This is a genomic window from Bosea beijingensis (genome assembly GCF_030758975.1).
In the GTDB taxonomy this organism is placed as follows: Bacteria; Pseudomonadota; Alphaproteobacteria; order Rhizobiales; family Beijerinckiaceae; genus Allobosea; species Allobosea beijingensis.
This window is the reverse complement of record NZ_CP132359.1, coordinates 491,610-516,909: the sequence shown is the minus strand read 5'-3', so window position 1 is coordinate 516,909 and position 25,300 is coordinate 491,610. Positions and strand designations below refer to the sequence as shown.

Here is a 25,300-nt window from a genome sequence, read left to right as displayed (position 1 = left end):
TCCCAGGGTCGAGTGCGGCAATTTGGCCCTGGATGAGACAGATGATGAAGATCGGATCCCTGCCTGAGCTGATCCGGCGCTTCCGCCGGGACGAGGGCGGCAACTTCCTGATGCTGTTCGGGCTCACGCTCATTCCGCTGATGGGCGTCGTCGGCGTCGCGATCGACTATTCCCGCGCCAGCAACGCCCGGCAGGCGCTCAGTGCGGCGATCGACTCCGCAGCGCTGATGGCGGCGCGCGATGCGCAGAAGCTGACGGATGGACAGCTCAAGAGCCGCATCGACGCGTGGGTCCTCGAGAACCTGCCGCCCGACGTGAAAAAGGAGTTCACCGGCGTTACGGTGGCGATCGACCGGACGGCGCGGACGATCAAGATCGACGCCAAGGCCGTCGTGCCGACGACCATCTCCAGCGTGCTCGGCGTGAACCAGTTGCCCGTGGGGACGAATAGCCAGTCGACCTGGGGAACCAACAAGATCGAGCTCGCACTCGTGCTAGACAACACGGGTTCGATGGCGAACTCGAACAAGATGACCAATCTGAAGACGGCTTCGAAGAGCCTGCTCAAGATCATGAAGGACGCCGCGATCACGACCGATCAGATCCGCGTCTCGATCGTTCCGTTCAATACACAGGTCCGCATTGCGAGAACGTTCAAGGATGAGGCGTGGATGCGTTATGGTCTGACGCGAAACGTCACTTGTAGCAGCAATAAGCAGAATTGTTATGTCAACAATACCGATATTTATGTATATGATACAGGTAATTTGACTTGCGACTCGAGGGGTCGGACGTGTTCTTACAATACAATTACGAAAGCAAATTGGTCGGTAGCCGGCCAAGGCTGCATTACCGATCGTAATCAGGATTACGATACCAAGGATGGCGGATCGGCAGCCACTGCCGAGCAGTATCCGGCATTTTGGTGCAGTCAGACTTCGCTTGCGGAAATCATGCCGCTGAGCTCCGATTGGACGGCTCTGGGAGCACGGGTCGACGCGATGACGTCGGCTGGCAACACGAACGTCACGATCGGTGCCGTTTGGGGCTGGGCGACCTTGACACCGAGCGTGCCCTTCACCGAGGCGAAGCCTGCGACCGAGCCGAACCTCAAGAAGTACATGATTTTGCTCACCGACGGCGACAATACGGAGAACCGCTTCACCGCCACTGGCAACGATATCGATGCCCGCACCAAGGCGGCCTGCGCGAATGCCAAGGCGACAGGCATCAATATCTATACGATCCGCGTGATCGATGGCGATGCCGACCTGCTCAGGGGATGCGCGAGCAACCCCGGCATGTATTACGACGTGCAGAACGCCGCGCAGCTCGATCCGATCTTCAAGGCAATCGCCAACGAGATCAGCGCGGTGCGCCTGACGCAGTAAGCCCGGCCCCGCCGAGCGCGGCGAAGCGCGCCAGGAAGCGCGCCTGCGCCGCCTCGGTGTCGAGCGGATCGAGCCATGCCAGGACTTCGGCCGGCAGCGCCTGCGGCCGGCCGAAGAATTTGAGGGCCTCCTCGCGGCCGAAGCCGGCCAGGCGCGTCGCCTCGAAGAAGGCGGCGATGGTATCAGCCTCCTTGACCTTCTTCTTCAAGGTGGCCGGCGTCGCCGCCGGCAGGCCGAAGCGCAGGTGGATCGCCGCCAGCAGGCGCAGTTCCACGCTCTTATAGGCGTCGCCCATCACCACCTTGAACGGCGAGATCATGTCGCCGATGACGTATTCGGGCGCGTCATGCAGCAGCGCCATCAGGCGCCAGCCGTCGTTCCAATCCGGATTGAGATGGGCTGCGATCGCCTCGACCAGCAGCGAGTGTTGCGCGACCGAGAAGGAGTGGGCGCCGCGCGTCTGCCCGTTCCAGCGAGCGACGCGGGCAAGGCCATGGGCGATGTCCTCGATCTCGATGTCGAGCGGGGAGGGGTCGAGCAGGTCGAGCCTGCGGCCCGAGAGCATGCGCTGCCAGGCGCGGGGCGGTTCCGGCTTGCGGGCCATCAGGCGGCGGGGCGCGAGTCGCGGGCGAGCGCGGCGCATTCGCTCCAGCGGAAGCAGTCGGTCAGGTGGTCGTTGACCAGCCCGCAGGCTTCCATGAAAGCGTAGACGATCGTCGGGCCGCAGAAGGTGAAGCCCGCCTTCTTCAGCTCTTTCGAGACCGTCTCGGATACCTTGGTCTGGGTCGGGACCTCGCCTTGCGTGCGGTAGCTGTTCTGCAGCACGCGGCCGTCGAGATGCTTCCAGAGGAAATCGGCGAAGGGCTCGCGCTCGCTCAGCTTGAGATAGGCTTGCGCGCTCTTGATCGTGCCCTCGATCTTGCCGCGATGGCGGATGATGCCGGGGTCGGCGAGCAGGCGCTGGACATCGGCTTCGGTGAAGCGGGCGACGGTCTCGGGATCAAAATTGGCGAAGCCGGCGCGGAAGGCGTCGCGCTTCCGGAGGATGGTGATCCAGGACAGGCCGGCCTGAAAGCCGTCGAGGATCAGCTTTTCCCAGAGCGCGCGGGAATCATATTCCGGCACGCCCCATTCGGTGTCGTGATAGGTGAGATAGAGCGGGTCGGTGCCCGGCCAGCGGCAACGGAACTTGCCGTCCGCGCCCTGGATCGCGATGCGCTCCTCGCCGACGATGACGGTGTCGCTCATGGGGCAGCTCCTGCGACGGCTCCGAAGCCTGCTTCGCCGGGGAAGGGAAAGCGGATGAAGCCGGGCTTCTCCGCGAGATGGAAGGGCATTCCGCCGCCGAGCGGAGGCGTGCCTGCAGCGAGCGCATCGGCGAGCCGGTCGAGACGGAGCATGGCGAGCGCCCGCCCATTGGCGCCCGAGCCGATGCTGCCGAGCGGCTTGCCGCCGGCCGTGGCGTCCGCGCCGGTCTCGGCGGCGATGCCCTCGTCGAAGACGATCGGCACGACGCGGGTGCGGGCCGTGCCGCGATGCTGCATGCGGGAGACGACCTCCTGCCCGATATAGCACCCCTTCTTGAAGGAGACGCCGCCGATCTGGTCGAGCAGGGCCTCATGCGGAAAGGTGTCGCCATAGGCGAAGTCGCGCCCGCCCGCGGGAATGCCGAGCGCGATGCGGCGGGCGTGATAGGCCTCCGGCTCGGCGGTGACGAGCGCCTCGACGCCCTCTGCATCGGTGATGGCGCGCTGGCCGAGCGGCGGCAGGCGCGGGTCGTCATAGATGAAGCCGGCGTCAGTGGGCAGCGGCGCGCCGTCTGCCGAGGCGATGACCGCGCTCTTCTCGGTTAGATCCTCCAGCGCGACCTTGGCGCGCAGCTTGTAGAGCTTCAGGCGTTTCATCAGATCGGCGGTCTGGAGCAGGGGCGTGTCAAGCAGGAAGCCGCCGCCATCCTCCGGCGCCAGCGCGAGGATGAAGAAATCGCAGATCATCTTGCCTTGCGGCGTCAGCAGCGCGCCGTAGCCGGCCTGTCCGGGCACGACCGGATCGAGATCGTTTGTCACGAGGTTCTGCAGGAAGTCGCGCGTGTCGTCGCCGCTGACGCGGATGACGCCGCGATCGATCAATCGTGTGACGGACATGAGGCCGTTCCAGTTCTGGTTTCGGGTCGAGGTCTCGACAGCCGAAAAGGAGACACTGGCGCCACCCGAAAACTGTTTGGGCTTCCGGGACGGCGCGTTGGCCGATAGGTAGGCTGCATCCAGTCTTTGCTCAACCTCCCGGAGACACGCCATGCCCCAGACCTACGACGTCATCCTCAAGGGCGGCACGGTGGTGAACCAGGACGGCCGCGTCGCGCGCGATGTCGGCGTCACCGGCGGCAAGATCATGGCTCTGGGCGATCTCTCGCAGGCTTCGGCCGGAGAGGTCGTCGATTGCACCGGCCTCCACATCCTGCCCGGCGTGATCGACTCGCAGGTGCATTTCCGCGAGCCGGGGCTCGACCACAAGGAGGACCTGGAGAGCGGTTCGCGTTCGGCCGCGCTGGGCGGCGTGACCTGCGTCTTCGAGATGCCGAACACGATCCCGCAGACGACGACGCCGGAGGCGCTGGCCGACAAGATCCGGCGCGGGCGCCATCGCATGCATTGCGACTTCGCCTTCTGGGTTGGCGGCACGCATGAGAACGCCCATGATGTGCCGGAACTGGAGCGGCTTCCCGGTGCGGCCGGCATCAAGGTCTTCATGGGCTCCTCCACAGGCGACCTCCTGGTCGAGGACGACAGGGGCGTCGCCGAAATCCTGAAGCGCACGCGCCGGCGCGCCGCCTTCCATTCCGAAGACGAGATGATGCTGCGTGAGCGCATGCCGCTGCGTGTCGAGGGCGATCCGTCGAGCCATCCGGTCTGGCGTTCGCCCGAGGTGGCGCTGACCTGCACCAAGCGGCTGGTGCGGATCGCGCGCGAGACCGGCGCGCGCGTCCATATCCTGCACATCTCTACGGCTGAGGAGATGCTCTTCCTGAAGGATCACAAGGATGTCGCGACGGTCGAGGTGCTGCCGAACCACCTGACGCTGGTCGCGCCCGATTGCTACGAGCGGCTCGGCACCTATGCCCAGATGAACCCGCCGATCCGCGACGACAGCCACCGCCAGCGCATCTGGTGGGGCGTCGAGCAGGGCATCGTCGACGTGCTCGGCTCCGACCATGCGCCGCATACCCATGAGGAGAAGCACCACCCTTATCCGGCGAGCCATTCCGGCATGCCGGGCGTGCAGACGCTGGTGCCGATCATGCTCGACCATGTGAATGCCGGCCGGCTGACGCTGGAGCGCTTCGTCGATCTCAGCAGTGCCGGGCCGCAGCGCATCTTCGGGCTGGAGGGCAAGGGCCGGATCGCGGTTGGCTATGATGCCGATTTCACCATCGTCGATCTCAAGCGCCGCGAGACGATCACCAAGGAGTGGAGCGCCTCGAAATGCGGCTGGACGCCCTATGACGGCGTCACCGTTACCGGCTGGCCGGTCGGCACCTTCGTGCGTGGGCTCAAGGTGATGTGGGAGGGTGAGCTGACGACCCCGTCGCAGGGCGAGCCGGCCCGCTTCCTGGAGGCGCTGCCGCGCCGCGCCTGAAACGGATCGGAGCCGCCCGCGTTGGCTTTCCGATGAGGGCGCGGGTGGCTCCGCAAAAAAATCGAAAAAAGATTCCCGGCGCTGTCGATTCCGGTCGCGCCCGTTCGACGTGCAGTCAGAGAACGGGTTTCGGCGGTCGACGCCGGAGCCGCCCGGTTCTCCCAAACCCAAGGAGAAAACCGATGCGCGTGATGGTTCTGGTCAAGGCCAGCAAGGACAGCGAAGCCGGCGTGATGCCGGACCCTGAGGGCTTCGCGAAGATGGGCGTCTATAACGAGGAACTGATCAAGGCCGGCGTCCTGCTGGCCGCCGAGGGCCTGCATCCGACATCGAAGGGGATCCGCATGCGCTTCTCGGGCAGCGAGCGGGCGATCACCGATGGCCCCTTCGCGGAGACCAAAGAACTGCTGGCTGGCTTCTGGCTCTGGCAGGTGAAGTCCTTCGACGAGGCGGTCGAGTGGCTGAAGCGCGCGCCCTTCGACGGCAACACCGAGATCGAGCTCAGGCCCGTCTTCGAGATGGAGGATTTCGGAGACCTGGTGACGCCGGAGCGGCGCGAACGGAAGGACAACCTGCGCGCCGAATTCGAGAAGCGTTCCGGCTGAGCCTGTCCGATACCTCAAGCCCAGTTCAAAGGACGGCGCAGACGATGCGCCTGTCCCTCTCAACCTCTCAAAGGAGAAAACCGATGCGTTTCATGGTGATGGTCAAGGCGACCAAGGACAGCGAAGCCGGCGCGCCGCCGACCCAGGAGCTGCTCGAGGCGATGATGGCCTATAACGAGGAGCTGGTGAAAGCCGGCATCATGAAGGGCGGCGATGGCCTGCAGCCCAGCGCGAAGGGCGCGCGCGTCCAGTTCGACGGCACCAAGCGCGCCGTCGTCGACGGGCCCTTCGCCGAGACCAAGGAGCTCGTCGCCGGCTACTGGCTCTGGGAATGCGCATCGCTCGACGAGGCGATCGCTTGGGTCAAGCGCTGCCCCAATCCGATGCCCGGCCCGTCCGAGATCGAGATCCGCCCGCTGTTCGAGCTGGCCGATTTCGGCGAGATCGTCACGCCGGAGACGGCGGCGCAGTGGGACCGGCTCAAGGCCGAGTCCGAAGGCCAGGGCTGATCGACAGGCGCCTTGCCTGCGCCCCTTGCCAGCCGACGGGCTGATGGTGTGTATCGCTTCCCATGTCGGGCAGCGATGCACACCGCACCATCGAGACAGTCTGGCGCATGGAGGCGCCCCGGCTGATCGCGGGGCTCGCGCGGGTAACGCGCGATGTCGGCCGGGCCGAGGAACTGGCGCAGGACGCACTGGTCGCGGCGCTGAAGCAGTGGCCCGGAGAGGGCGTGCCGCGCAATCCGGCGGCCTGGCTGATGCAGGTCGCCAAGCACCGCGCCACCGATGCGGCCCGCCACGAGATCATGGCCCGGCGCAAGCAGGGCGAGATCGGCCGCAATATCGACAATGAAGGACCGGCGATGCCGGATCTCGACGAGGCGCTCGACGATGAGGTCGGCGACGACCTGCTGCGCCTGATCTTCACCGCCTGCCACCCTGTCCTGCCCAAGGAAGCGCGGATCGCGCTGACGCTGCGGTTGCTCGGTGGCCTGACCACCGACGAGATCGCGCGCGCCTTCCTGGTGCCGGAGCCGACGATGGCGCAGCGCATCGTGCGCGCCAAGAAGGCGCTGAGCGAGGCTAGGGTGCCTTATGAGGTGCCGGCTGGCGCCGAACTCGGCGAGCGGCTCGCTTCCGTTCTGGAGGTCGTCTACCTCATCTTCAACGAAGGCTATTCGGCCACGGCCGGCGAGAACTGGGTCAGGCCGGGCCTGTGCGAGGAGGCGCTGCGGCTCGGGCGCATCCTGGCGGCGCGCGCGCCGCAGGAACCGGAAGTGCATGGCCTCGTCGCGTTGATGGAATTGCAGGCTTCGCGGCTGCGGGCGCGCATCGGTTCGGATGGCGAGCCGATCCTGTTGCTCGACCAGAACCGAACTCGCTGGGACCGCTTGCTGATCGGGCGCGGCCTTGCGGCGCTGGAGCGGGCACAGCGGCTCGCCGGTGTGGCTCCCGGCCCCTATCTGCTCCAGGCGGCGCTGGCCGCCTGCCATGCCCGCGCCCGGACGGCCGAAGAGACGGACTGGAAGCGGATTGTTGCGCTCTACACCGTGCTCGGTCAGGTGGCGCCGTCGCCGGTCGTGGCGCTCAACCGCGCGGTCGCGGTCAGCATGGCGGACGGGCCGGAAGCCGGCCTTGCGCTGGTCGAGGCCCTGGCCGACGAGCCGGCGCTCAGGCGCTATCATCTGCTGCCGGGCGTACGCGGCGACCTGCTCGCCAAGCTCGGCCGCCACCGGGAGGCGGCTGAGGCTTTCGACAGCGCTGTTGCCTTGACGCAGAACGCGAGGGAGCGGGCTCTGATGCAGGAGAGGGCTGCCAAGGAGCGCGCTGCCGGCGCGTGATCCTGGTCTCGTGGGCCGGCTTCGCCCTGTTGCTTGCGCTGCCGCGAACCTGTCGCATTCCGTTGCAACTCTGTTCATGCTGGCGTCTATAAGGGATGTCGCATCCTGACTTGCCTGGAATGAGAGCCTACATGAGCGATAACGTGAGTCCCCTGGCCGGCAAGCGGCTCGAGCCCGGCCAACTCGTCGACGTGGCGGCCCTCACCAAAGCCTATTACGAGCAGCCGGATCCTGCGCAGCGTTTGCAGCAGGTCGCCTTCGGCACCTCAGGCCATCGCGGGTCGGCCCTGCTGCGCTCGTTCAACGAGGCGCATATCCTGGCCGTCGCGCAGGCGATCTGCCTCTACCGCCGCGAGCAGGGGATCGACGGGCCGCTCTTCCTGGGGATCGACACGCATGCGCTCTCGCGCAATGCCTTCGAGACGGTGCTGGAAGTGTTCGCCGCCAACGGCGTCGCCACGATCATCGACGAGAAGCTCGGTTTCACGCCGACGCCCGTCATCTCCCACGCCATCATCGTGCATAACCGGGGCCGCTCGGCGGGGCTCGCCGACGGCGTCGTGATCTCGCCCTCGCATAACCCGCCGGCCGATGGCGGCCTGAAATACAATCCGCCGCATGGCGGGCCGGCCGATACCGATGCCACCGGCTGGATCGAGAAACGGGCGAATGCCTTTCTCGTCGACAAGCTCGCCGGCATCCAGCGGATTCCCTATGAGCGCGCGCTGAAGAGCGAGCATGTCCACCGGCACGACTTCATCGCCGGCTATGTCGCGGACCTCGCCAGCGTGGTCGATATGGAGGCTATCCGCCGGGCCAGCGTCGTGATCGGTATCGATCCGCTCGGGGGGGCAGGGCTCGACTATTACCAGCCGATCATCGACCGCTACGGGCTGAACGCGACGATCGTCAGCAAGGAGATTGATCCGGCCTTCGGCTTCATGACCGCCGACTGGGACGGAAAGATCCGGATGGACTGCTCGTCGCCTTACGCGATGGCGAGCCTGATCGGCATGCGCGACCGCTTCGACGTCGCCTTCGCCAACGATACCGACGCCGACCGGCACGGCATCGTGACGCGCAGCAGCGGGTTGATGAACCCGAACCACTATCTCGCGACGGCGAGCGCCTATCTCTTCGCCAACCGGCCGGGCTGGCGCGCGGATGCGGCGATCGGCAAGACGGCGGTATCGAGCGCGATCATCGATCGCGCCGCGGCGAAGCTCGGGCGGAAGCTCGTCGAGGTGCCGGTCGGCTTCAAATGGTTCGTCGACGGCCTGATCTCGGGCAGCTTCGGCTTCGCCGGCGAGGAGAGCGCCGGCGCCTCCTTCCTGCGCATGGACGGCTCGGCCTGGACCACCGACAAGGACGGCATCATCCTCGGCCTGCTTGCCGCGGAGATCACCGCGAAGACCGGCAGCGATCCCGGCGTGCTCTACGGCAAGCTCACCGCGGAACTCGGCGAACCCCGCTATGCGCGCGTCGACGCGCCGGCGAGCGCGAGCCAGAAGGCTGTCCTGAAGAACCTGTCGGCCGAGCAGATCGCCACGAAGGAGCTCGCCGGGCAGCCCATCACGGCAATCCTGAGCAAGGCTCCGGGCAACGACGCCCCGATCGGCGGCGTCAAGGTCACGGCGGCGGATGGCTGGTTCGCGGCGCGCCCGTCGGGCACCGAGGACGTCTACAAGATCTATGCCGAAAGCTTCCGGGACGAGGCGCATCTCGCCGCGATCCAGGAGGACGCGCGCAAGATCGTCGGGCAGGCCTTCGCGGCGGCTGGGGCATCCTGAATGTCAGAGGGCCGGCGCGGGAGACGACCGCCGCCGGCCTGTCGCGCGTAGCGGACGGGCTGCCTGCCCTGTGTTCTCCAGGACGTTCTAGTTGTCGATGGCCGGAGCTCGCTCGACCAATTCGAGAAAGATTGCGGCGCAAGCCAGCCAGACGATCATCGACCAGAGCAGCATAACCCCTCCCAAAGTTTTGCTTTGCTTCAGCATAGCCGAGGATTCGGGCGCAGCAAGCGTGCCGATTCTGCAGAACACGCAATATGTTATGCGAATCCGGGGGCTGATCCGGTGGATTCCGGACGCTCGGAAGACACCATCTGATTCGCGTTCCCATCGAGGAGGCCCGCCGGCTGGCGGGCTTGCCGTGTCATAGCATTCAGCAGCCTGCCGCTTCGGTGGAGTTGCGCCGCGTCACGCCTCGATCGCGCAGCCCAGCCGCGCGAGCGTGGCGTCGATCCAGCTACGATCGTCCTTGCCCTGCTCGATGGCCTGCATCTTCTTTTCTTCCATCGCGTGCTTCTTGTGTGCGGCGGCGTAGATCGCCTCGGCCTGATCGAAGGGTACGCAGAGGATGCCGTCATCGTCGCCGATGACGAGATCGCCGGGCTCGATCACCATGCCCTCGATCGCGATCGGGACGTTGATTTCGCCGGGGCCGTCCTTGTAGGGGCCGCGATGACTGATGCCGGCGGCATAGATCGGCAGGTCATTCTCGCGAATCCAGGCGGAATCGCGCACCGCGCCGTGGAGCACGATGCCGGCGATGCCGCGCGTGCGAGCATGGGCGATCATCAACTCGCCGATCAGCGCATTGGTGAGGTCACCGCCGCCATCGACGACAACCACGTCGCCGGGAGAAGCAAGGTCGAGCGCCTTGTGGATCATCAGGTTATCGCCAGGGCGCGTCTTCACGGTGAGCGCGGGGCCGGCCATCACGCCGCCGCGGTGGAGCGGACGCAGCGAGGCGCCGCCGGCCGTCATGCGCGACATGGAATCGCTGACATTGGCGACCGGTACCGTGCGGAAGCGCTCGACGAGGTCGGCGGCGACCTGGCGGCGGCGCTTGAGGATGCGAAATCCGATCATGGGATGTCCTTGGTTGTCGCGCCGAACCGGGCAGCGCAGCGGCTGAGGAAATGATGGTCTGCGAGGGAGTGACGCGCCGGCGCGCTCAGGTCGCGCCGGCTTCCTCCTCCTGGTCGACGCGGGCCTTGCCGCGGCGGATGGCGGGCAGGGCCATGCTGACGAGCAGCAGCAGCGAGAGGATCAGGAAGGTCAGGCTGATCGGGCTCTTCACGAAGATCGAGAGATCGCCTTCCGACAGAAGCAGCGCCCGGCGGATGTTCTCTTCCATCATCGGGCCGAGCACATAGCCGAGCACCAGCGGGGCCGGCGGGCATTTCAGCTTGGCCAGCACATAGCCGAGCACGCCGATCGCCGCGCAGAGATAGACGTCGATGGCGCTGTTGTTGAGGCTGTAATTGCCGAGCGCGCAGAACATCACGATCGCCGGGAACAGCCAGCGATAGGGGATGCTGAGCAGGCGGACCCAGAGACCGACCAGCGGCAGGTTCAGCGCGACGAGCAGGGCGTTGCCGATGAACATGCTGGCGATGACGCCCCAGAATAGCTCGGGATTGCGCGCCATCACGGTCGGGCCGGGCTGGACGCCGTTCATGATGAGCGCGCCGAGGATCAGCGCCATGGTGGCGCTGCCGGGAATGCCGAGCGTCAGCGTCGGGATGAAGGCGGTCTGCGCTGCCGCATTGTTGGCGGCTTCCGGCGCGGCGACGCCCTCGATCGCGCCCTGGCCGAAGCGGGAGGGGTCCTTCGCCAGCTTCTTCTCCAGCATGTACGAGGAGAAGGAGGAGATCGAGGGGCCGGTGCCGGGCAGGATGCCGAAGAAGGAGCCGATGGCGGTGCCGCGCAAGGTTGGCAGGAACGAGGCCTTCAGGTCGTCCCAGCGTGGCATCAGGCCGCCGACATTCTTGGTGAAGACCTCGCGCGCCTCCTTCTGCTCCAGGTTGATGACGACCTCGGAGATCGCGAAGATGCCGACGGCGAGCACGGTGAAGCCGATGCCGTCGGCGAGCTCGGGCAGGCCGAAGGTGTAGCGCTCGATACCCGAGTTCACGTCGGTGCCGACGAGGCCGATCAGCAGGCCGACCACGACCATCGCGAGCGCCTTGACCATGTCGCCATGGCTCAGCACGGAGGCGGCGACGAGGCCGAGCACCATCAGCGCGAAATAGTCCTCGGCACCGAAGCGCAGGGCCCAGGAGGCGAGCGGCACGCCGAGCGCGACGATCAGGAGCGTGCCGATGCAGCCGGCAACGAAGGAGGAGAGCGCGGCAATCGCAAGAGCGGCGCCGGCCCGGCCACGACGCGCCATCTGGTAGCCGTCTAGGCAGGTGACGGCCGACGAGGTCTCGCCCGGCAGGTTGACCAGGATCGCCGTGGTCGAGCCGCCATATTGCGCGCCGTAATAGATGCCGGAGAGCATGATGACGGCGGAGACTGGCGGCAGGCCGAAGGTCACCGGCAGCAGCATCGAGATCGTCACCAGCGGGCCGACGCCCGGCAGCACGCCGATCAGGGTGCCGAGCAGCACGCCAAGGAAGCAATAGGCAAGGTTCTGCAGCGACAGCGCGACGCCGAAGCCGAGCACGAAGTGATCGATGATCTCCATGGCTCAGAAATTCCAGGCGAAGAGGCTGTAGGGCAGCTTCAGGCCCCAGACGAAGACAGCGGCGGCGAAGATCGACATCACCACCGTTAGCACCAGAACCTCCAGCGCCTTGAACTCGTGGCCGGCACGGGCCGAAACGAAGAACAGTGCGGCAAGCGCCGGCACGAGCCCCAGGCGCTCCAGCAGGAAGCCGAAGAGCAGGAGCGCGGTGCTCAGCAGGAAGAGCGGCAGCCAGGCCCAGCCGCCTTCGACGGGCATGCAACTGCGCAGCCCCCTGAGGAAGGTGACGATGCCGAACCCGATCAGGACGAGGCTGAGGATGCGCGGGAAATAGCCCGGCCCCATGTCGATCGTGGTGCCGAACTTGTAGCCCAGCGCGATCGCGAAGCCGAGCGCGCCGAGCCCCATGAACAGCAGGCCGGCGAGGGCATCCTGGTTCTTGAAGATGCTGGTTTTCATGGCCGATATCCGACGTGATGCCGGGCGGCGCGCTCGGCGCCGCCGGGACACAGGCTTTCAGGATGGGCATGGGCTGGGCCGGGAAGCCGCCACCCTGTGGCGTGGTCTCCCGGCCAGCGTCATCGGCTCAGTCGGAGACCTTCACGTCGGCCGCTTTGATGACCGCAGTCCATTTCGGCACGTCGGACTTGATCAACGCACCGAACTCTTCGGCGCTGCCGCCGAGCGCCTCGGCGCCGGCCGAGCGTAGTTTGGCCTTGGTGTCGGGCTGCTGCAGCACCTTGTTGAGCTCGGTATTGATCCGCTCAACGATCGGCGCAGGCACGCCCGCGGGCGCCGCCAGGCCCCACCAGGTCACGGCCTCGGAGTTCTTCAGGCCCTTCTCCTCGAAGGTCGGGACATCCGGCAGGTCGGCATCGCGCTTGTTCGCGAAGACCGCGATCGGGCGCAGCACGCCTTCCTTGATCTGCACCATCGCGGAGGGAACCGAGGAGATGTAGATATCGACGCGCCCGCCGAGCAGGTCCGGCAAGGCCTGGGCCGCACCCTTGTAGGGAACGTGGCGGAATTTCACGCCCGCGATCTGCTGGATCAGTTCACCGGCCAGATGCGAGCTTGTCCCGACGCCCGGCGAGGCGAAGGTGAGCTTGCCGTCCTTGGCCTTGGCGGCGGCGATGAGATCCTCGACCGTCTTGAGCGGGGAATCCTTGGCGACGACCAGCACCTGCGGCGCGGAGGCGACGAGGCCGATCGGCGCGAAATCCTTGATCGGGTCGTAATTGGCCTTGCCGAGGATCGGGTTGATAACGAGGTTGGCGTTCTGCGCGAGGACGATGGTGTAGCCGTCCGGGGCTGCCTTGCCGGCCAGGCTCAGGCCGACGCTGCCGCCGCTGCCGGGCTTGTTGTCGGCCACCAGCGTCCAGCCGGTGCTCTCGCCGAGCTTCTGGGCGATAACGCGCGCGACGACGTCGGTGCCGCCGCCCGGCGGGAACGGAATGACCAGCCGGATCGGCTTCTCAGGATATTGCTGCGCCGAAGCCGTCGTCGCGAGCGCGGTCAGGGCCAGCGCGGCGAGCGCCTTGTAGACAACCTTCATGGTATTTCCTCCCGTTTGCTTGTTTGTCGTCCGGTATCTGGTCCGGATCTTCAGGCTGCAAGTTCGGTCAACCTCGCGAGGCTGGCCGCATCCGGCTCTTCTCCATCGAGCACGGCGATGACGTGCCGGGCGGCGATCTCGGCCATCGTCTTGGCCGATCCCGCGGTGACGCCGGCGATATGCGGGGTGGCGATCAGGTTGGGCAGCGCCCAGAGCGGGCTGTCCGGTGCCGGCGGCTCGACGGCGAAGCTGTCGAGCCCCGCGCCGGCGATCCGGCCTTCCAGCAGCGCGGCGCAAAGGGCCGCCTCGTTGATCAGAGCGCCGCGCGCCGTATTCACGACGAGGGCATTCGGCTTCATCAGGCCGAAGCGGCGTGCATCGAGGAGATCGCGCGTGGCGTTGGTCAGCGGGCAATGCAGGCTGACGATGTCGGCTTCCGCAATGAGGCTGTCGAGGTCGCGTTCGCAATCCCCGCCGAACTGCGCGATCGCCGTGCGGGCATGGGGGTCGTGCAGGAGAACGGTCATGCCGAGCCCCTGCGCCATCCGGGCGACATGCTGGCCGATCGAGCCGAAACCGACGAGGCCGATCACGGTGCCGGCGATGTCGCGCCCGATGAAGCTCGGCTTCGGCCAGGTGCCGGCCTTCACGGCGGCGTCGAGGCGCGGGATATCCTTCAGCAGGGTCAGGGCCAGCGCGATGGTGTGTTCGGCGACGGCGCGCGAGTTCGAGCCCATGGCGCGGATGACGGGGATGTCGCGCGAGGCTGCCGCCTGCAGGTCGATATTGTCGACGCCGACGCCGTGCTTGGCGATGACCTTCAGGCGTGGCGAGGCTGCGATGATCGCGTCGTCGACGCGGCCCTGGCGGACGATCAGCGCGTCGACCTGCAACTCGGCCGCACGCGCGGCCACCTGCTCGCTCGGCGCATAGGCCGGCGAGAAGAAGACGTCGACGTCATGCGCGTTGAGAAGCTCGATGGCGTTTTCGGCCAAACGATCATGCGTGACGAGCACGCGCCTGCCACGATTGCGGGCACCGGTATCGGTCATCTCTGCGTTTCCTCACGGCTGCCTCGCATCCCGCATCGCAGCGGTTGGGCGCCTTTCGGGAACACTATTGACCAAGGAAGCGATGCTCGTATGCTGAAATAATGGCATATATCAATGATCTTTTATCATGAAACATCCTATCGACGGCATCGAGGCCTTCATCCAGATCGCGGAGCTCGGCAGCTTCAACAAGGCGGCCGAGAAGCTGCACGTCACGCAGACCGGCCTGACGCGGCGCATCCAGAGGCTGGAGGCCCATGTCGGGCTGAAGCTGATCGACCGGACGACCCGCACCGTCGCGCTGACCAGCATCGGCCGCGAATTCCTGCCGGAAGCCCAGCGCATGCTCGATGCCGTCGACCGCTCGTTCGAGCGGCTGAAGACGATGTCGCGCTTCTCGACCGGTGACATCACGATCGCCTCGGTGCCCTCGCTGATGTACGGGCGCCTGCCGCGCATCCTGCGCAGCTATGCCACGCGCCATCCCAACAACCGCGTTGAGATACTTGACCGGACCAGCACGCTGGTGATCGAGGCGGTGCGGCGGCGCCAGGCCGAGTTCGGCCTGCATGTCCAGCCGCCGAACCAGCAGGACCTGCACAACGAGATTTTGGTCCGCGACCCTTTTGTCGTCTATTGCCGCAACGACCATCCGCTGGCGACACGCGAGACCATCGCCTGGGCGGATCTCGCCGGCCATGACCTGATTACGCTCGGCGGCAGCAGCGGCAACCGGCTGCTGATGGAAGCGCAGCTTTCACGCTCGGGCATCGAGGTGAAGACCAAGTTCGTGGTCGAGTATTTCTCCAGCGCGATCGGGCTGGCCTCGGAAGGGCTGGGAATCGCGATCCTGGTGGAGTCGCTCGTCGAGAACCTGCGCCCCGATCTCGCGCAGATTCCGCTGGTGAACCCGATCGTCGACCGGCCGGTCTCGCTGATCCGGCGACGCGGCGAGACGCTGACCCCGGCCGCGCAGGCGCTCTACAACCTGATCGTGCGCGATCTCGGGCCGCTCTAGTCTATCGCAGGGCGAAGCGAGAGCGGCCCGGATGCGGGATCAGGCTGCGTTCTGGCGGTGCCAGTCTTCCAGATAGGCCAGCACGGTCTTGAGATCGGAGACGTCGACGTAACGGCGGCCGAGATCGCGGAGATTGTCGCGATGCGGCTGCTCCTCGATGTCGCCGACGCAATCCTCGGGCACGATGGTGCGGTAGCGATAGCTGAAGCTGTCGATGGAGGTGGCGCGGATGCAGCCCGAGGTGTTGCAGCCGGTGACGATCACCGTGTCGACGCGCTCCTTGTTGAAATAGTCGCTGACGCCGGTGTTGAAGAAGATCGACGGCGCCTTCTTGCAGATCGTCAGGTCGTAGTCGGGATCGTAGATGCGCGGGTCGAAGGCCGAGCTGGGATGGTCGTGGCGGAAGGTGTCGCGCACGGCGGTGATCTTCCAGTAGGGCATCTCCCGCTCGCTCATATAGGCCGTGTTGCAATTGGCGACCGGCACGTTGTAGCGGCGCGCGACCTCCAGCAGCTTGGCCGTGTTCTCGACGGCGCGCATGACGAGCGGGGCTCCGCCGAGTGGGTATTGCGCATCGGTGAAGCCGGTCTGGAAATCGACGACGACGATGCCCGGCTTCTTGCCGAAGCCGACCGGAATCTCGCCGTAGCTCCTATTCTTGTAGTCGTCATCTGCCATGGTCTTCTCCCTTCGTGCGCTCATTCGTGCGGCGACCAGGGTACGGTATGCTCTTGAAAAAATCAGGCAAGATTGTTTTTATTTCAGTGGCGCCCTGGCTCGTGCGAGGCGACAGGAAGGGGAGCGGTCAGATGACAGCAGAGATGAAGCAGGCTTCACGCTCCGAGCGCCAGCAGCAGGCGCGCAGCGTCGCGACCTATGAGCGATTGATCCAGGCGACGCTCGATGTCATTCACGATGTCGGCTACCACGCGGCCACGACGCAGGAGATCGCCGAGCGCGCGCAAGTCTCGCGCGGGGCGCTGCTCTACCATTTCCCGGCCCGGGCGGACATCATCCTGGCGGCGATGGAGCGCCTGCTCGACGACGGCACCGCCGAGATCCGCGCCGTCGCCCAGCGCGTCCAGAAGGGCGAGCTCTCCCTCGAAGGCTTCGTCGGCTTTCTCTGGGAGCTGTTTTCCGGGCGCTTCTTCTACCTGTCGCTGGAAATGATCACCGAGGCGCGCAACGATGCCGAACTGCGCGAGCGGATGATCCCGGTCGTGAAGCGCTTCCACGAGGCGCTCGACGCGACCTGGGTGGAGTTCTGCAATCCGGAGAGGCGCACGGCGCGGGAGGCCCGCATCATCCTCAACCTGACGGTCTGCCTGGTGCGCGGCATGGGCGTCCAGACCGTGCTGCGCCCGGACCCCGGCTATTTCACGGACATGATCGAGGCCTGGAAGGCGCTGCTGCCGGAGATCGTCGAAGGCAGGGCCGGGGACGCGATGTTCAGCGGCCCCCGGTTTCGCCTGCTGGAGGGTTGAGGCGCCTTCGAGCCGACGGACAGGGCCGGTCAGCCGTCGAGCGCTTCCCGATGCGCCCTGGCGAGATCGGCCATGCTGTTGAAGCGGAAATCGTATCTGGGCATGTCGCCCGGATGCATCGTCGCGCCGAAGCCGTCCTTGTCGTGGCGGCGATAGATCCAGCAGGAGGCCAGGCCATGCCGGTTCGCCGGGCCATGGTCGTGGAACATGCTCTCGGCCGTGTGCAGGACCTCGCCCTTCCGGATGCCGAGCGTCTCGAGGTTCCGGAGCATATAGTCGAAATTGCGCTCCGACGGCTTGTAGGAGCCAATATCCTCGGCCGTATAGATCGCGTCGAAGGCAACCTGGAGCTTGGCATTGCTCGCGGCGAAGCTCTCATTGTCGACATTGGACAGGATCACGAGCTTGTAGTGGCGCTTGAGATACTGGAGCGCTTCGGCTGAATCCGGGAAGGCCGGCCAATTCTTGACCGATTGGCCGTAGGCGATGCACTCGTCCCAGGTGACGGGCAGGCCCCATTCCTCGGCGAGGCGCTTGTAGACGATCGGCAGCAGGTCCCGGTAGAGCCGCGCCGGCGTCTGCAATTGCTGCGCCGATTCATGGCGCGCATGCGCCTCCAGCACCTGATCGCGCGTCGGCGGCGTGGCGAGCCGGCTGATGAGCGGCTTCAGCCCCTCGAACATGCCGGTTTCCCAGTCGATCAGCGTGCCGTAGCAATCGAAGGTCAGGGCTTTGAAATCGGTGAGTTTCATCGGTCTGTTCCTGTCTTCCAAGGAGGCTAGGCGACCTCAACGCCTAATCCTATAGGTATCGGACACTTAAGTGTTCGGGCGGGCAGCGGTCGGGGAGAGATTGCCGGTGGAGGTGGATTTTCGGCTGGCTTTCGAGAATGCCCCGGTCGGGCTGGTCATCGGCCGCAGCCGCATCCTCCTGGCCTGCAACCACGTCTTCGCCGGGATGTTTCGCGGAGCGATGGACGATCTGGTCGGCCAGTCCTTCGCGCGGCTCTACCCAACGCAATCCGACTACGAGGAGACCGGGAAGCGGGTCGGGACGCGCCTGGCCACTGAGCGCAGCTACACTGACGACCGCGTGATGCGGCGTCTCGACGGCGACCTGTTCTGGGTCAGGGTCAGTGGGTTCACCTATACGCCCGACGATGCCCATGAGCACACGCTCTGGGTGTTCTCCGAACTCGGAAAGGCCGAAGCCGACGGCCAGTCGCTGCGGACGTCGCTGACCCCGCGCGAACGCGATGTTGCCGCGCTGCTGATCGACGGCAAGACGGGCAAGGAGGTCGCGAAGGCGCTGAATATCAGCCCGCGCACCGTCGATATCTATCGTGCGCGGCTGCTCCGGAAATACGACGTCAACAGCACTAAGCGGCTGATCGAGTTGCTGTTGAGCGGCTGATCCAGCACGTCCTATCGCAACAGGAAACCATGCCGCAGCGGGTCGCCGCGATCGATGGTCCAGGTCGCCTGGCCGCAGATATGGGCGCTGCCCGAGACTTCCGGGATGATCGCCTCGATCGCTCCCAGCTTCGTCTCCTGCAGGACGCGGCCCGTCATGATCGAGCCGACGATGGACTCGTTGACTAGAAGCTCGCCGGGCTTGAGCAGGCCCTTGGCGTGGAGCAGGGCGGTGCGCCCGGCCGTGCCGGAGCCGGTCGGCGAGCGATCGAGTTGCCGGTCGGCGAAGATGCAGCAATTGGCCTGCGTTGCCTTTGGGTCGAGCGGATCGCCATCGATGATCGTGCCGTAGATATGGTTCAGCTCCGGGATGTCCGGGTGAACGACCGGAAAGGCCGCGTTGGCGGCGATCTTCACCTCGGCACCGAAGCGGATCAGCGCCTCGGCATTCTCCCGCCGGATCGCGAGGCCGAAGGGGCGGCCATCGGTATAGAAGTAGAAGGCGCCGCCGAAGGCGATGTCGCCGGTGACGCGGCCGAAGCTCGGCGTCTCCACGTTGACATCGCGATGGACGAGATAGGAGGGGACGTTGACGAAGCGCACGCTGGCGGCGCGCTTGCCGTCCCAGGTCACGAAGGCCTCTATGAAGCCGCAGGGCGCGTCGATCCCGACGCGCGTCTCCGGCTCGGTGCGCTTGACCCAGCCAAGCTCGACGGCCGCGGTCGCGAGCGCGATGACGCCGTGGCCGCAATGGTCGCTGTAGCCCTCGTTATGGACGAAGATCACGCCGAAATCGGCTTCGGCTGAGACCGGTTCGGTCAGATAGCCCGCATACATGTCGGCATGGCCGCGCGGCTCGAAGATCAGCGCCTGCCGGATCTCATCGATATTGTTCTTCACCCAGTCGCGCCGCTGGACGATCGTCTTGCCAGGCAGACGCGGCAAGCCGCTTGTCACGATCCGGAAAGGCTCGCCGCCGGTATGAGCCTCGACGGTCTGGATGACGCGATCTGCCTGCATCGTTCCCCCTGAACTCACGCTGTCTCGGCACAGCCTTGCGCAGGTTCAGACGCCGTCCGCAAGGGAGGCGCCTGAACGCGTGTTCGTCTCAGCCGATGGTCATCAAGCTGGCATTGCCGCCGGCGGCCGTGGTGTTGATCGAGGTCGAGACCTCTTCCAGCAGCCAGTTCAGGCAATAGGCATCGGGATCGCGCTTCAGCTCCTCGGTGCTCGCCGCCTGGACCAGCACGAGGGGGCCAGACAGCGTGGCGATCCGGCGGTTCATCTCGCCGATCCGCTTGCTGTCGCCCTCGACCAGCGCTCCAGAGAACGGGCCGTCGGCTTCCCAGTCCGAGGTCCAGCTCACGCGGGCTTCGACCGCCGCTGGGAGACCCGACAGGGCGCCCTTCAGGCCGGGAGCCGCATCGATGACGAGTTGGTTGCCCGTCGCCAGCGCCGCCGCGACCTGCTGATGGAGGCCGGCTTCCGTCTGCGGCACGAGCAAGATGCGGCCGCGCGGATGCAGCGCATAGAGATTGCGCTCGCCGACCGGGCCGGCCAGCTCGACATTCAAGCCCAGCGCCGAATGGCCGCCGATCTCGCGCGCGGCATCGGCTTCCGCCTTCAGCCCCTTGCCCGAAAGCCATCCCGCATATTCGAGCAGGGCCGGATCGAGATGGACCGAGCTGTGCTGCGGCGGCACGGGGGCCTTGCGCACGAGCCGGCCGATATAGAGCGGCCCGCCGGCCTTCGGCCCGGTGCCGGAAAGCCCGCGACCGCCGAAGGGCTGCACGCCGACCACCGCGCCGATGATGTTGCGGTTGACGTAGAGATTGCCCGCCTTGATGCGGCTGGTGACATGGGCGATCGTCTCGTCGAGCCGCGTATGCAGACCGAAGGTCAGGCCGTAGCCGGAGCCGTTGACCTCGTCGATCAGCTTGTCGAGATCGTCGCGCTGATAGCGGATGACGTGGAGCACGGGGCCGAACACCTCGCGCTTCAGGTCGGTCAGGCTCTTCAGCTCGACGATGGTCGGGGGCACGAAGGTGCCCTTCGCCGCGGCTTCCGGCAGTGGCAATTGCTCGACCTTGCGGCCGAGGCCACGCATCCGCGCGACGTGATCGTCGATCTCGCGCTGGGCGCCCTCGCTGATCACCGGGCCGATATCGACGCTGAGCTTGTCGGTACGGCCGATGGTGAGTTCCTTGAGCGCGCCCTGCAGCATGTGCAGCGTGCGGTCGGCAATATCCTGCTGCAGGCAGAGCACGCGCAAGGCCGAGCAGCGCTGGCCGGCGCTATCGAAGGCCGAGGCGATGACGTCGGCGACGACCTGTTCCGCCAGAGCCGAGGAATCGACGATCATGCCGTTCTGGCCGCCGGTCTCGGCGATCAGCGGGATCGGCTTGCCCTCGGCCGAAAGGCGCTCGGCGAGCTGGGCCTGGATGCCGCGCGCGACCTCGGTCGAGCCGGTGAACATCACGCCGGCCGTCTCCGGTGCGGCGACCATCGCCGCACCGAAACGTCCGCTGCCGGGCGTGAACTGCAGGGCGCAGCGCGGGACGCCGGCCTCGTGCAGGATCCTGACGCTCTCATGCGCGATGATCGGCGTGACGCCGGCAGGCTTGGCCATCACCGCATTGCCGGCGACCAGCGCCGCAGCGACTTGGCCCGTGAAGATAGCCAGCGGGAAGTTCCACGGGCTGATGCAGACGATCGGTCCGAGCGGCGCATGGGCCGGCCCGAGCGTCTTGCGCGCCTGATCGGCATAGTAGCGCAGGAAGTCGATGGCCTCGCGCACCTCGCTGATCGCATTGGCGGCGGACTTGCCGGCTTCGCGCATGGCGATGCCCATCAGGGTCTCGATGCGCGCCTGCATGATGTCGGCGGCGCGGTCGAGGCAGGCGGCGCGTTCGACTGGGGGCACGGCGGCCCAGGCCTTGCAGCCCTCGGCGGCCAGGCGCGCAATCTTGGCGGCATCCTCGACGGCAAGTTCGGTGACCTGCCCGACCACATCAGAATGATCGGCCGGGTTCAGTATCGGCCGCGTCGTGCCGGCGGTCGAATTATCCGCCAGCAGCGGCACGGCATGCCAGTTCTGCCCGACCGTCGCAGCGAGATTGCCAGCAAGCTTGGCCAAAGCCGCTTCGTTCGAGAGGTCGATGCCCTTCGAGTTGGCGCGGTCGGCGCCGTAGAGGTCGGCCGGCAGCGCGATCTGATCGTGCAGCATGCCGATGACGGGCATCGCCTCGACGACATCGACGGGGTCGGCGACGAGCGAGTCGATCGTCACCTTCGGATCGGAGATGCGGTTCACGAAGGAGGAGTTCGCACCGTTCTCGAGCAGGCGGCGCACGAGATAGGCGAGCAGCGTCTCATGCGTGCCGACCGGCGCATAGATGCGGCAGGGCCGGTCGAGATTGTCCTTCCCGACAACCTCGTCATAGAGCGGCTCGCCCATGCCGTGCAGGCACTGGAACTCGTATTTGCCCACGGCGAAGTCGTTGCCGGCGAGATGATAGATCGTCGCCAGCGTCTGGGCGTTATGCGTGGCGAATTGCGGGAAGATCGCGTCGGGCGCCGCGAGCAATTTGCGGGCGCAGGCGACATAGGCGACGTCGGTATGGACCTTGCGAGTATAAACCGGGAAATCGGCGAGCCCGTCGACCTGGGCGCGCTTGATCTCGGCATCCCAGTAGGCGCCCTTGACCAGCCGCACCATCATGCGCCGACTGGCACGGCGGGCGAGATCGATGATCCAGTCGAGCACGAAGGGACAGCGCTTGCCATAGGCCTGCACCACGAAGCCGAGGCCGTTCCAGCCCTGCAGCGCATTGTCGAAGCTGAGTGCTTCCAGCAGATCGAGCGACAGCTCCAGCCGGTCCGCCTCCTCGGCATCGATATTGAGGCCGATATCGTAGTTCTTGGCGATCAGCGCGAGCTCGCGCACGAGCGGCAGCAGCTCGCTCATAACGCGGCCGGCCTGAGCGCGGCTGTAGCGTGGATGCAGCGCCGAGAGCTTGATCGAGATGCCCGGGCCTTCATAGACGCCGCGCCCGTTCGCGGCCCGGCCGATGGCGTGGATCGCGTTCTCGTAGTCGCGGTAGTAGCGCGCGGCATCGGCGGCAGTCGTCGCGGCCTCGCCGAGCATGTCGTAGGAATAGCGGAAGCCGCGCGCTTCCAGCGGGCGGGCGCGCTTCAGCGCCTCGTCGATCGTCTCGCCGGTGACGAACTGCTCGCCCATCATCCGCATCGCCATGTCGACGCCACGCCGGATCACCGGCTCGCCGGCCCGCGCGATCAGGCGGGTCAGGGCGGCGGCGAGGCTGCGGTCATTGACGGTGGAGGTCAGCTTGCCGGTGACGACGAGGCCCCAGGTCGCGGCATTGACGAAGAGCGACTTGCCGCCGCCGACATGGGACTTCCAGTCGCCGTCCGCGATCTTGTCGCGGATCAGGGCGTCGCGCGTCGCGGTGTCCGGGATACGCAGCAGCGCCTCGGCAAGGCACATCAGCGCGACGCCCTCCTGGCTGGAGAGCGAATATTCCTGGACCAGCCCCTCGACGCCGGTGCCCTTGTGCTTGGCCCGCAGCGCCTCGATCAGCTTGCGTCCGGTCACGGCGATTTCCTGCTTGCTCGCCGGAGCCAGTTTCGCTGCGGCCAGCAGGGGCGGAAGGCATTCGGTCTCCGGGCGGCGATAGGCGGCGGTGATCGCCCGGCGGAGTGCCGATTGCTCCCGGATCGGCGGAGCGAAACCCTCGAAGGGCGCTGGGCTGGTGGCGGTGGCGACGGCGGAAGCGGCGGCTTGGTTCATGGCTTGTCCCGGCAGGTTCGAGCGCGACGGGCCGGGGCTCAAAATCCCTCCCCCGTTCTTTGCGCGGGAGCTTATCACGAGCGCGATTCTCAGGCGGTCCAAATTTTGCTATCCTGCAGTCCATTCGGACTTCAGATTTGAGGATGGAAAGTGAAGAAGCCTAAGGAAATGCCAAACGAAGGCGATCTGGACGCGCTCGATCGCAAAATCCTGGACGTCCTCAGGGAGGACGGCCGGATTTCGATCGCCGAGCTCGGGGCGCGGATCGGCCTGTCGAAGACGCCTTGCCAGATCCGGTTCCGCCGCCTGGTCGATGATGGCTACATCGAAGGCTTCCGGGCAACGCTCAATCCGGCGAAGCTCAAGCTCGATCACATCGCCTTCGCCGAGGTGAAGCTGTCCGACACCACGGAAAAGGCGCTGACGAAATTCAACGAGGAGGTCAAGAAGATCAGGGAGGTCGAGGAATGCCACATGATCGCCGGGCGCTTCGACTATCTGCTGAAGATCCGCACGCCCGATATCCGGCGCTATCGGGCCGTGCTGGGCGAGAAGATCTCGAACCTGCCCCATGTCGCGAACACCTCGACCAATGTCGCGATGGAGACGGTCAAGGAAACCTGGTGAAGTCCCACTCTCCTTGAGTGGCCGGCGCTGATCGCTCAGGCGCCGGCCCGTCGTTCAGGCCTCCAGTCCGGCCTTGCGGCTTTCCAGCGCCGAGATGACGCGGAAGCCGATCGAACGGAAGGGCTCAGGCGCGATCCAGCTCGCCTCGCCCATGATCGCCTCGACCTCCCTGGCGTCGCCGACGCCACGGATCAGCTCTGCGAGACGGCGGCCGAGCATCGTGCCCTTGGCGAGGCCGCTGCCGTTGCAGCCGCCGGAGGCATAGAGCCCGTCCTCGAGCTTGCCCCACCAGGGCGCGCCATTCATGGTGAAGGCGGTCGTTCCACCCCAGACATACTCGAATTCGACATGCCGCAGCGCCGGCCAGCGGCGCTGGAAGCGGTCGCGCAATTCCCTGATGGCCGTTGACTGTACGATCTCCGCGTCATGGGCATAGAGCGAGCGGACCATGAGCCGGTCGCGGCCGATGCGGCGCAAGGTCGTGCCGAGCCGATGCGAGGGCAGCAGGCCCCAGGCCGGGGACTGGCCGAGATGCTCGATATCGGCACCCTTCACCGCCTCGGTGACCGCGGCATAGGTAAAGATCGTCGCCATGCGCGACTTCAGGTAGCCGAGACGGGGGATGAAGCCGTTATTGGCCAGCACCACCGTACGGCAGCGGATGCTGCCGCCCTCGATGCGGAGGCGCCAATCGGAGCCCTCCCGGCTGATATCGCGGACCGGGCTCTGCTCGTAGAGCGTGATGTTCGCGGGGAGCGCATCGACGAGGCCACGGATCAGGGCCGCCGGCTGTAGCAGCCAGGTGTCGTGCATGTGGAGGCCGTAGCGGTAATAGTCCGCGCCGATGCGCTCGCGGATGCCCGCGCGGTCGAGGATCGTATGCTGGAGGTTGTTGGCGCGCGCGACCTCCGCGACCTTGCGCAGGGTGGCCTCGCCCTCTTCGGTCGCGGCAGCGCGGATCGAGCCGACCTTCTGCATGTCGCAGGCGATGTCGTTGTCGCGGATGATGCCTTGGAGCCAGTCGAAGGCTTCGGTGAAGAGCCGCGTCTGGTTGCGCGCCTTCTCGGCCATTTCCATGGAAGCCGTGCGCGGCAGCACATCGGGGGTGGTGAAGCCGGAATTGCGCGCGGAGGAGCCTTCGCCGACCGTTGTCGCCTCGACCAGGGCGATGCGCGCCTGCGGATCGAGCTCGTGCAGGCGCCGGGCCGCCGCGACGCCGGTATAGCCGGCGCCGACGACGGCATAGTCGACCGTGACGTCTTCGCTCAGCGCGGCGCGCGGTGTGCGCACCGGGAGCATCGCGGTCCAGCCGCAGAGATTGGTGTATTTCGGATAGGTCAGCTTGGACATGGCTTTGTCTGGATGGAGGAAGACCGCGCCCGATGGGGCGC

General features: G+C 66.2%; 23 protein-coding genes. 10 read left to right on the top strand and 13 right to left on the bottom strand.

All coding sequences use genetic code 11. The features are described 5' to 3' along the window. Window positions 1–41 precede the first annotated feature (41 nt). Complete coding sequence (locus Q9235_RS02575) at window positions 42–1,391, top strand: pilus assembly protein (protein ID WP_306225235.1); 1,350 nt, start codon at window positions 42–44, stop codon at window positions 1,389–1,391. Here Q9235_RS02575 and Q9235_RS02570 read toward each other — a convergent pair. The 3 genes from Q9235_RS02570 to ygfZ are packed head-to-tail and all read right to left on the bottom strand — an operon-like array spanning window position 1,366 to window position 3,535. After that, complete coding sequence (locus tag Q9235_RS02570; protein WP_306225234.1) at window positions 1,366–2,034, bottom strand: YfbR-like 5'-deoxynucleotidase; 669 nt, start codon at window positions 2,032–2,034, stop codon at window positions 1,366–1,368. The two genes, Q9235_RS02575 and Q9235_RS02570, sit on opposite strands and share 26 nt — an antisense overlap. Beyond that, on the bottom strand, window positions 1,995–2,639 hold the full coding sequence (locus Q9235_RS02565) for a DNA-3-methyladenine glycosylase I (RefSeq protein WP_306225233.1): 645 nt from the start codon (window positions 2,637–2,639) through the stop codon (window positions 1,995–1,997). The genes Q9235_RS02570 and Q9235_RS02565 overlap by 40 nt, the downstream gene beginning before the upstream one ends. After that, entirely contained in the window at window positions 2,636–3,535 is a 900-nt protein-coding gene (ygfZ, locus tag Q9235_RS02560) for a CAF17-like 4Fe-4S cluster assembly/insertion protein YgfZ (RefSeq protein WP_306225232.1), read from the bottom strand. The genes Q9235_RS02565 and ygfZ overlap by 4 nt, the downstream gene beginning before the upstream one ends. Window positions 3,536–3,686: 151 nt before the next feature. Between ygfZ and Q9235_RS02555 the strand changes: the two genes are divergently transcribed. The 5 genes from Q9235_RS02555 to pgm all read left to right on the top strand — a co-directional run bounded on the left by Q9235_RS02555 (window position 3,687) and on the right by pgm (window position 9,265). Further along, entirely contained in the window at window positions 3,687–5,027 is a 1,341-nt protein-coding gene (locus tag Q9235_RS02555) for a dihydroorotase (RefSeq protein WP_306225231.1), read from the top strand. A 182-nt stretch (window positions 5,028–5,209) separates the two neighbouring features. Further along, complete coding sequence (locus Q9235_RS02550; RefSeq protein WP_306225230.1) at window positions 5,210–5,632, top strand: YciI family protein; 423 nt, start codon at window positions 5,210–5,212, stop codon at window positions 5,630–5,632. Window positions 5,633–5,715: 83 nt separating this feature from the next. Beyond that, a complete protein-coding gene (locus Q9235_RS02545; RefSeq protein WP_306225229.1) occupies window positions 5,716–6,141 on the top strand; it encodes a YciI family protein in 426 nt (141 codons plus the stop codon). Window positions 6,142–6,203: 62 nt separating this feature from the next. Continuing rightward, entirely contained in the window at window positions 6,204–7,475 is a 1,272-nt protein-coding gene (locus tag Q9235_RS02540) for an RNA polymerase sigma factor (RefSeq protein ID WP_306225228.1), read from the top strand. Between the two features lie 131 nt (window positions 7,476–7,606). After that, the gene (gene pgm, locus Q9235_RS02535) at window positions 7,607–9,265 is read left to right on the top strand and encodes a phosphoglucomutase (alpha-D-glucose-1,6-bisphosphate-dependent) (protein ID WP_306225227.1); all 1,659 of its coding nucleotides are present in this window, start codon (window positions 7,607–7,609) and stop codon (window positions 9,263–9,265) included. Window positions 9,266–9,673: 408 nt separating this feature from the next. On the opposite strand, the gene Q9235_RS02530 is transcribed toward pgm, so the two are convergent. From Q9235_RS02530 to Q9235_RS02510, 5 genes are all read right to left on the bottom strand, one after another. After that, window positions 9,674–10,348, bottom strand: coding sequence for an RraA family protein (locus tag Q9235_RS02530; protein WP_306225226.1), 675 nt, complete (start codon window positions 10,346–10,348; stop codon window positions 9,674–9,676). Window positions 10,349–10,433: 85 nt separating this feature from the next. Beyond that, window positions 10,434–11,951, bottom strand: a complete 1,518-nt coding sequence (locus Q9235_RS02525; protein WP_306225225.1) for a tripartite tricarboxylate transporter permease — start codon at window positions 11,949–11,951, stop codon at window positions 10,434–10,436. A gap of 3 nt (window positions 11,952–11,954) precedes the next feature. Next, window positions 11,955–12,410: a tripartite tricarboxylate transporter TctB family protein gene (locus tag Q9235_RS02520; protein ID WP_306225224.1), complete on the bottom strand. Its 456-nt coding sequence runs from the start codon at window positions 12,408–12,410 to the stop codon at window positions 11,955–11,957. Between the two features lie 127 nt (window positions 12,411–12,537). After that, window positions 12,538–13,506: a Bug family tripartite tricarboxylate transporter substrate binding protein gene (locus Q9235_RS02515; protein ID WP_306225223.1), complete on the bottom strand. Its 969-nt coding sequence runs from the start codon at window positions 13,504–13,506 to the stop codon at window positions 12,538–12,540. A 50-nt stretch (window positions 13,507–13,556) separates the two neighbouring features. Beyond that, window positions 13,557–14,558 carry a hydroxyacid dehydrogenase gene (locus Q9235_RS02510; RefSeq protein ID WP_306225222.1) on the bottom strand — a complete coding sequence of 334 codons (1,002 nt, stop codon included), beginning with the start codon at window positions 14,556–14,558 and terminating at the stop codon, window positions 13,557–13,559. 127 nt (window positions 14,559–14,685) lie between these two features. Between Q9235_RS02510 and Q9235_RS02505 the strand changes: the two genes are divergently transcribed. Further along, on the top strand, window positions 14,686–15,576 hold the full coding sequence (locus tag Q9235_RS02505) for a LysR family transcriptional regulator (RefSeq protein WP_306225221.1): 891 nt from the start codon (window positions 14,686–14,688) through the stop codon (window positions 15,574–15,576). Window positions 15,577–15,615: 39 nt separating this feature from the next. Here the strand turns inward: Q9235_RS02505 and Q9235_RS02500 are convergent, their stop codons facing one another. Then, the gene (locus tag Q9235_RS02500; RefSeq protein WP_306225220.1) at window positions 15,616–16,254 is read right to left on the bottom strand and encodes an isochorismatase family protein; all 639 of its coding nucleotides are present in this window, start codon (window positions 16,252–16,254) and stop codon (window positions 15,616–15,618) included. Between the two features lie 131 nt (window positions 16,255–16,385). Between Q9235_RS02500 and Q9235_RS02495 the strand changes: the two genes are divergently transcribed. After that, window positions 16,386–17,060, top strand: a complete 675-nt coding sequence (locus Q9235_RS02495) for a TetR/AcrR family transcriptional regulator (RefSeq protein ID WP_306225219.1) — start codon at window positions 16,386–16,388, stop codon at window positions 17,058–17,060. 29 nt (window positions 17,061–17,089) lie between these two features. Here Q9235_RS02495 and Q9235_RS02490 read toward each other — a convergent pair whose 3' ends face one another. After that, the gene (locus tag Q9235_RS02490; RefSeq protein ID WP_306225218.1) at window positions 17,090–17,812 is read right to left on the bottom strand and encodes a haloacid dehalogenase type II; all 723 of its coding nucleotides are present in this window, start codon (window positions 17,810–17,812) and stop codon (window positions 17,090–17,092) included. A 106-nt stretch (window positions 17,813–17,918) separates the two neighbouring features. Here Q9235_RS02490 and Q9235_RS02485 point away from each other — a divergent pair, with 106 nt between their 5' ends. After that, entirely contained in the window at window positions 17,919–18,473 is a 555-nt protein-coding gene (locus Q9235_RS02485; RefSeq protein ID WP_306225217.1) for a LuxR C-terminal-related transcriptional regulator, read from the top strand. An 11-nt stretch (window positions 18,474–18,484) separates the two neighbouring features. Here the strand turns inward: Q9235_RS02485 and lhpH are convergent, their stop codons facing one another. Then, a complete protein-coding gene (gene lhpH, locus Q9235_RS02480) occupies window positions 18,485–19,492 on the bottom strand; it encodes a trans-3-hydroxy-L-proline dehydratase (RefSeq protein WP_306225216.1) in 1,008 nt (335 codons plus the stop codon). An 88-nt stretch (window positions 19,493–19,580) separates the two neighbouring features. Beyond that, window positions 19,581–23,282 carry a trifunctional transcriptional regulator/proline dehydrogenase/L-glutamate gamma-semialdehyde dehydrogenase gene (gene putA, locus Q9235_RS02475; protein WP_306225215.1) on the bottom strand — a complete coding sequence of 1,234 codons (3,702 nt, stop codon included), beginning with the start codon at window positions 23,280–23,282 and terminating at the stop codon, window positions 19,581–19,583. 168 nt (window positions 23,283–23,450) lie between these two features. Between putA and Q9235_RS02470 the strand changes: the two genes are divergently transcribed. Further along, window positions 23,451–23,909: an Lrp/AsnC family transcriptional regulator gene (locus tag Q9235_RS02470; protein ID WP_306228087.1), complete on the top strand. Its 459-nt coding sequence runs from the start codon at window positions 23,451–23,453 to the stop codon at window positions 23,907–23,909. A gap of 54 nt (window positions 23,910–23,963) precedes the next feature. Here Q9235_RS02470 and Q9235_RS02465 read toward each other — a convergent pair whose 3' ends face one another. Further along, on the bottom strand, window positions 23,964–25,259 hold the full coding sequence (locus Q9235_RS02465) for an NAD(P)/FAD-dependent oxidoreductase (protein WP_306225214.1): 1,296 nt from the start codon (window positions 25,257–25,259) through the stop codon (window positions 23,964–23,966). Window positions 25,260–25,300 lie beyond the last annotated feature (41 nt).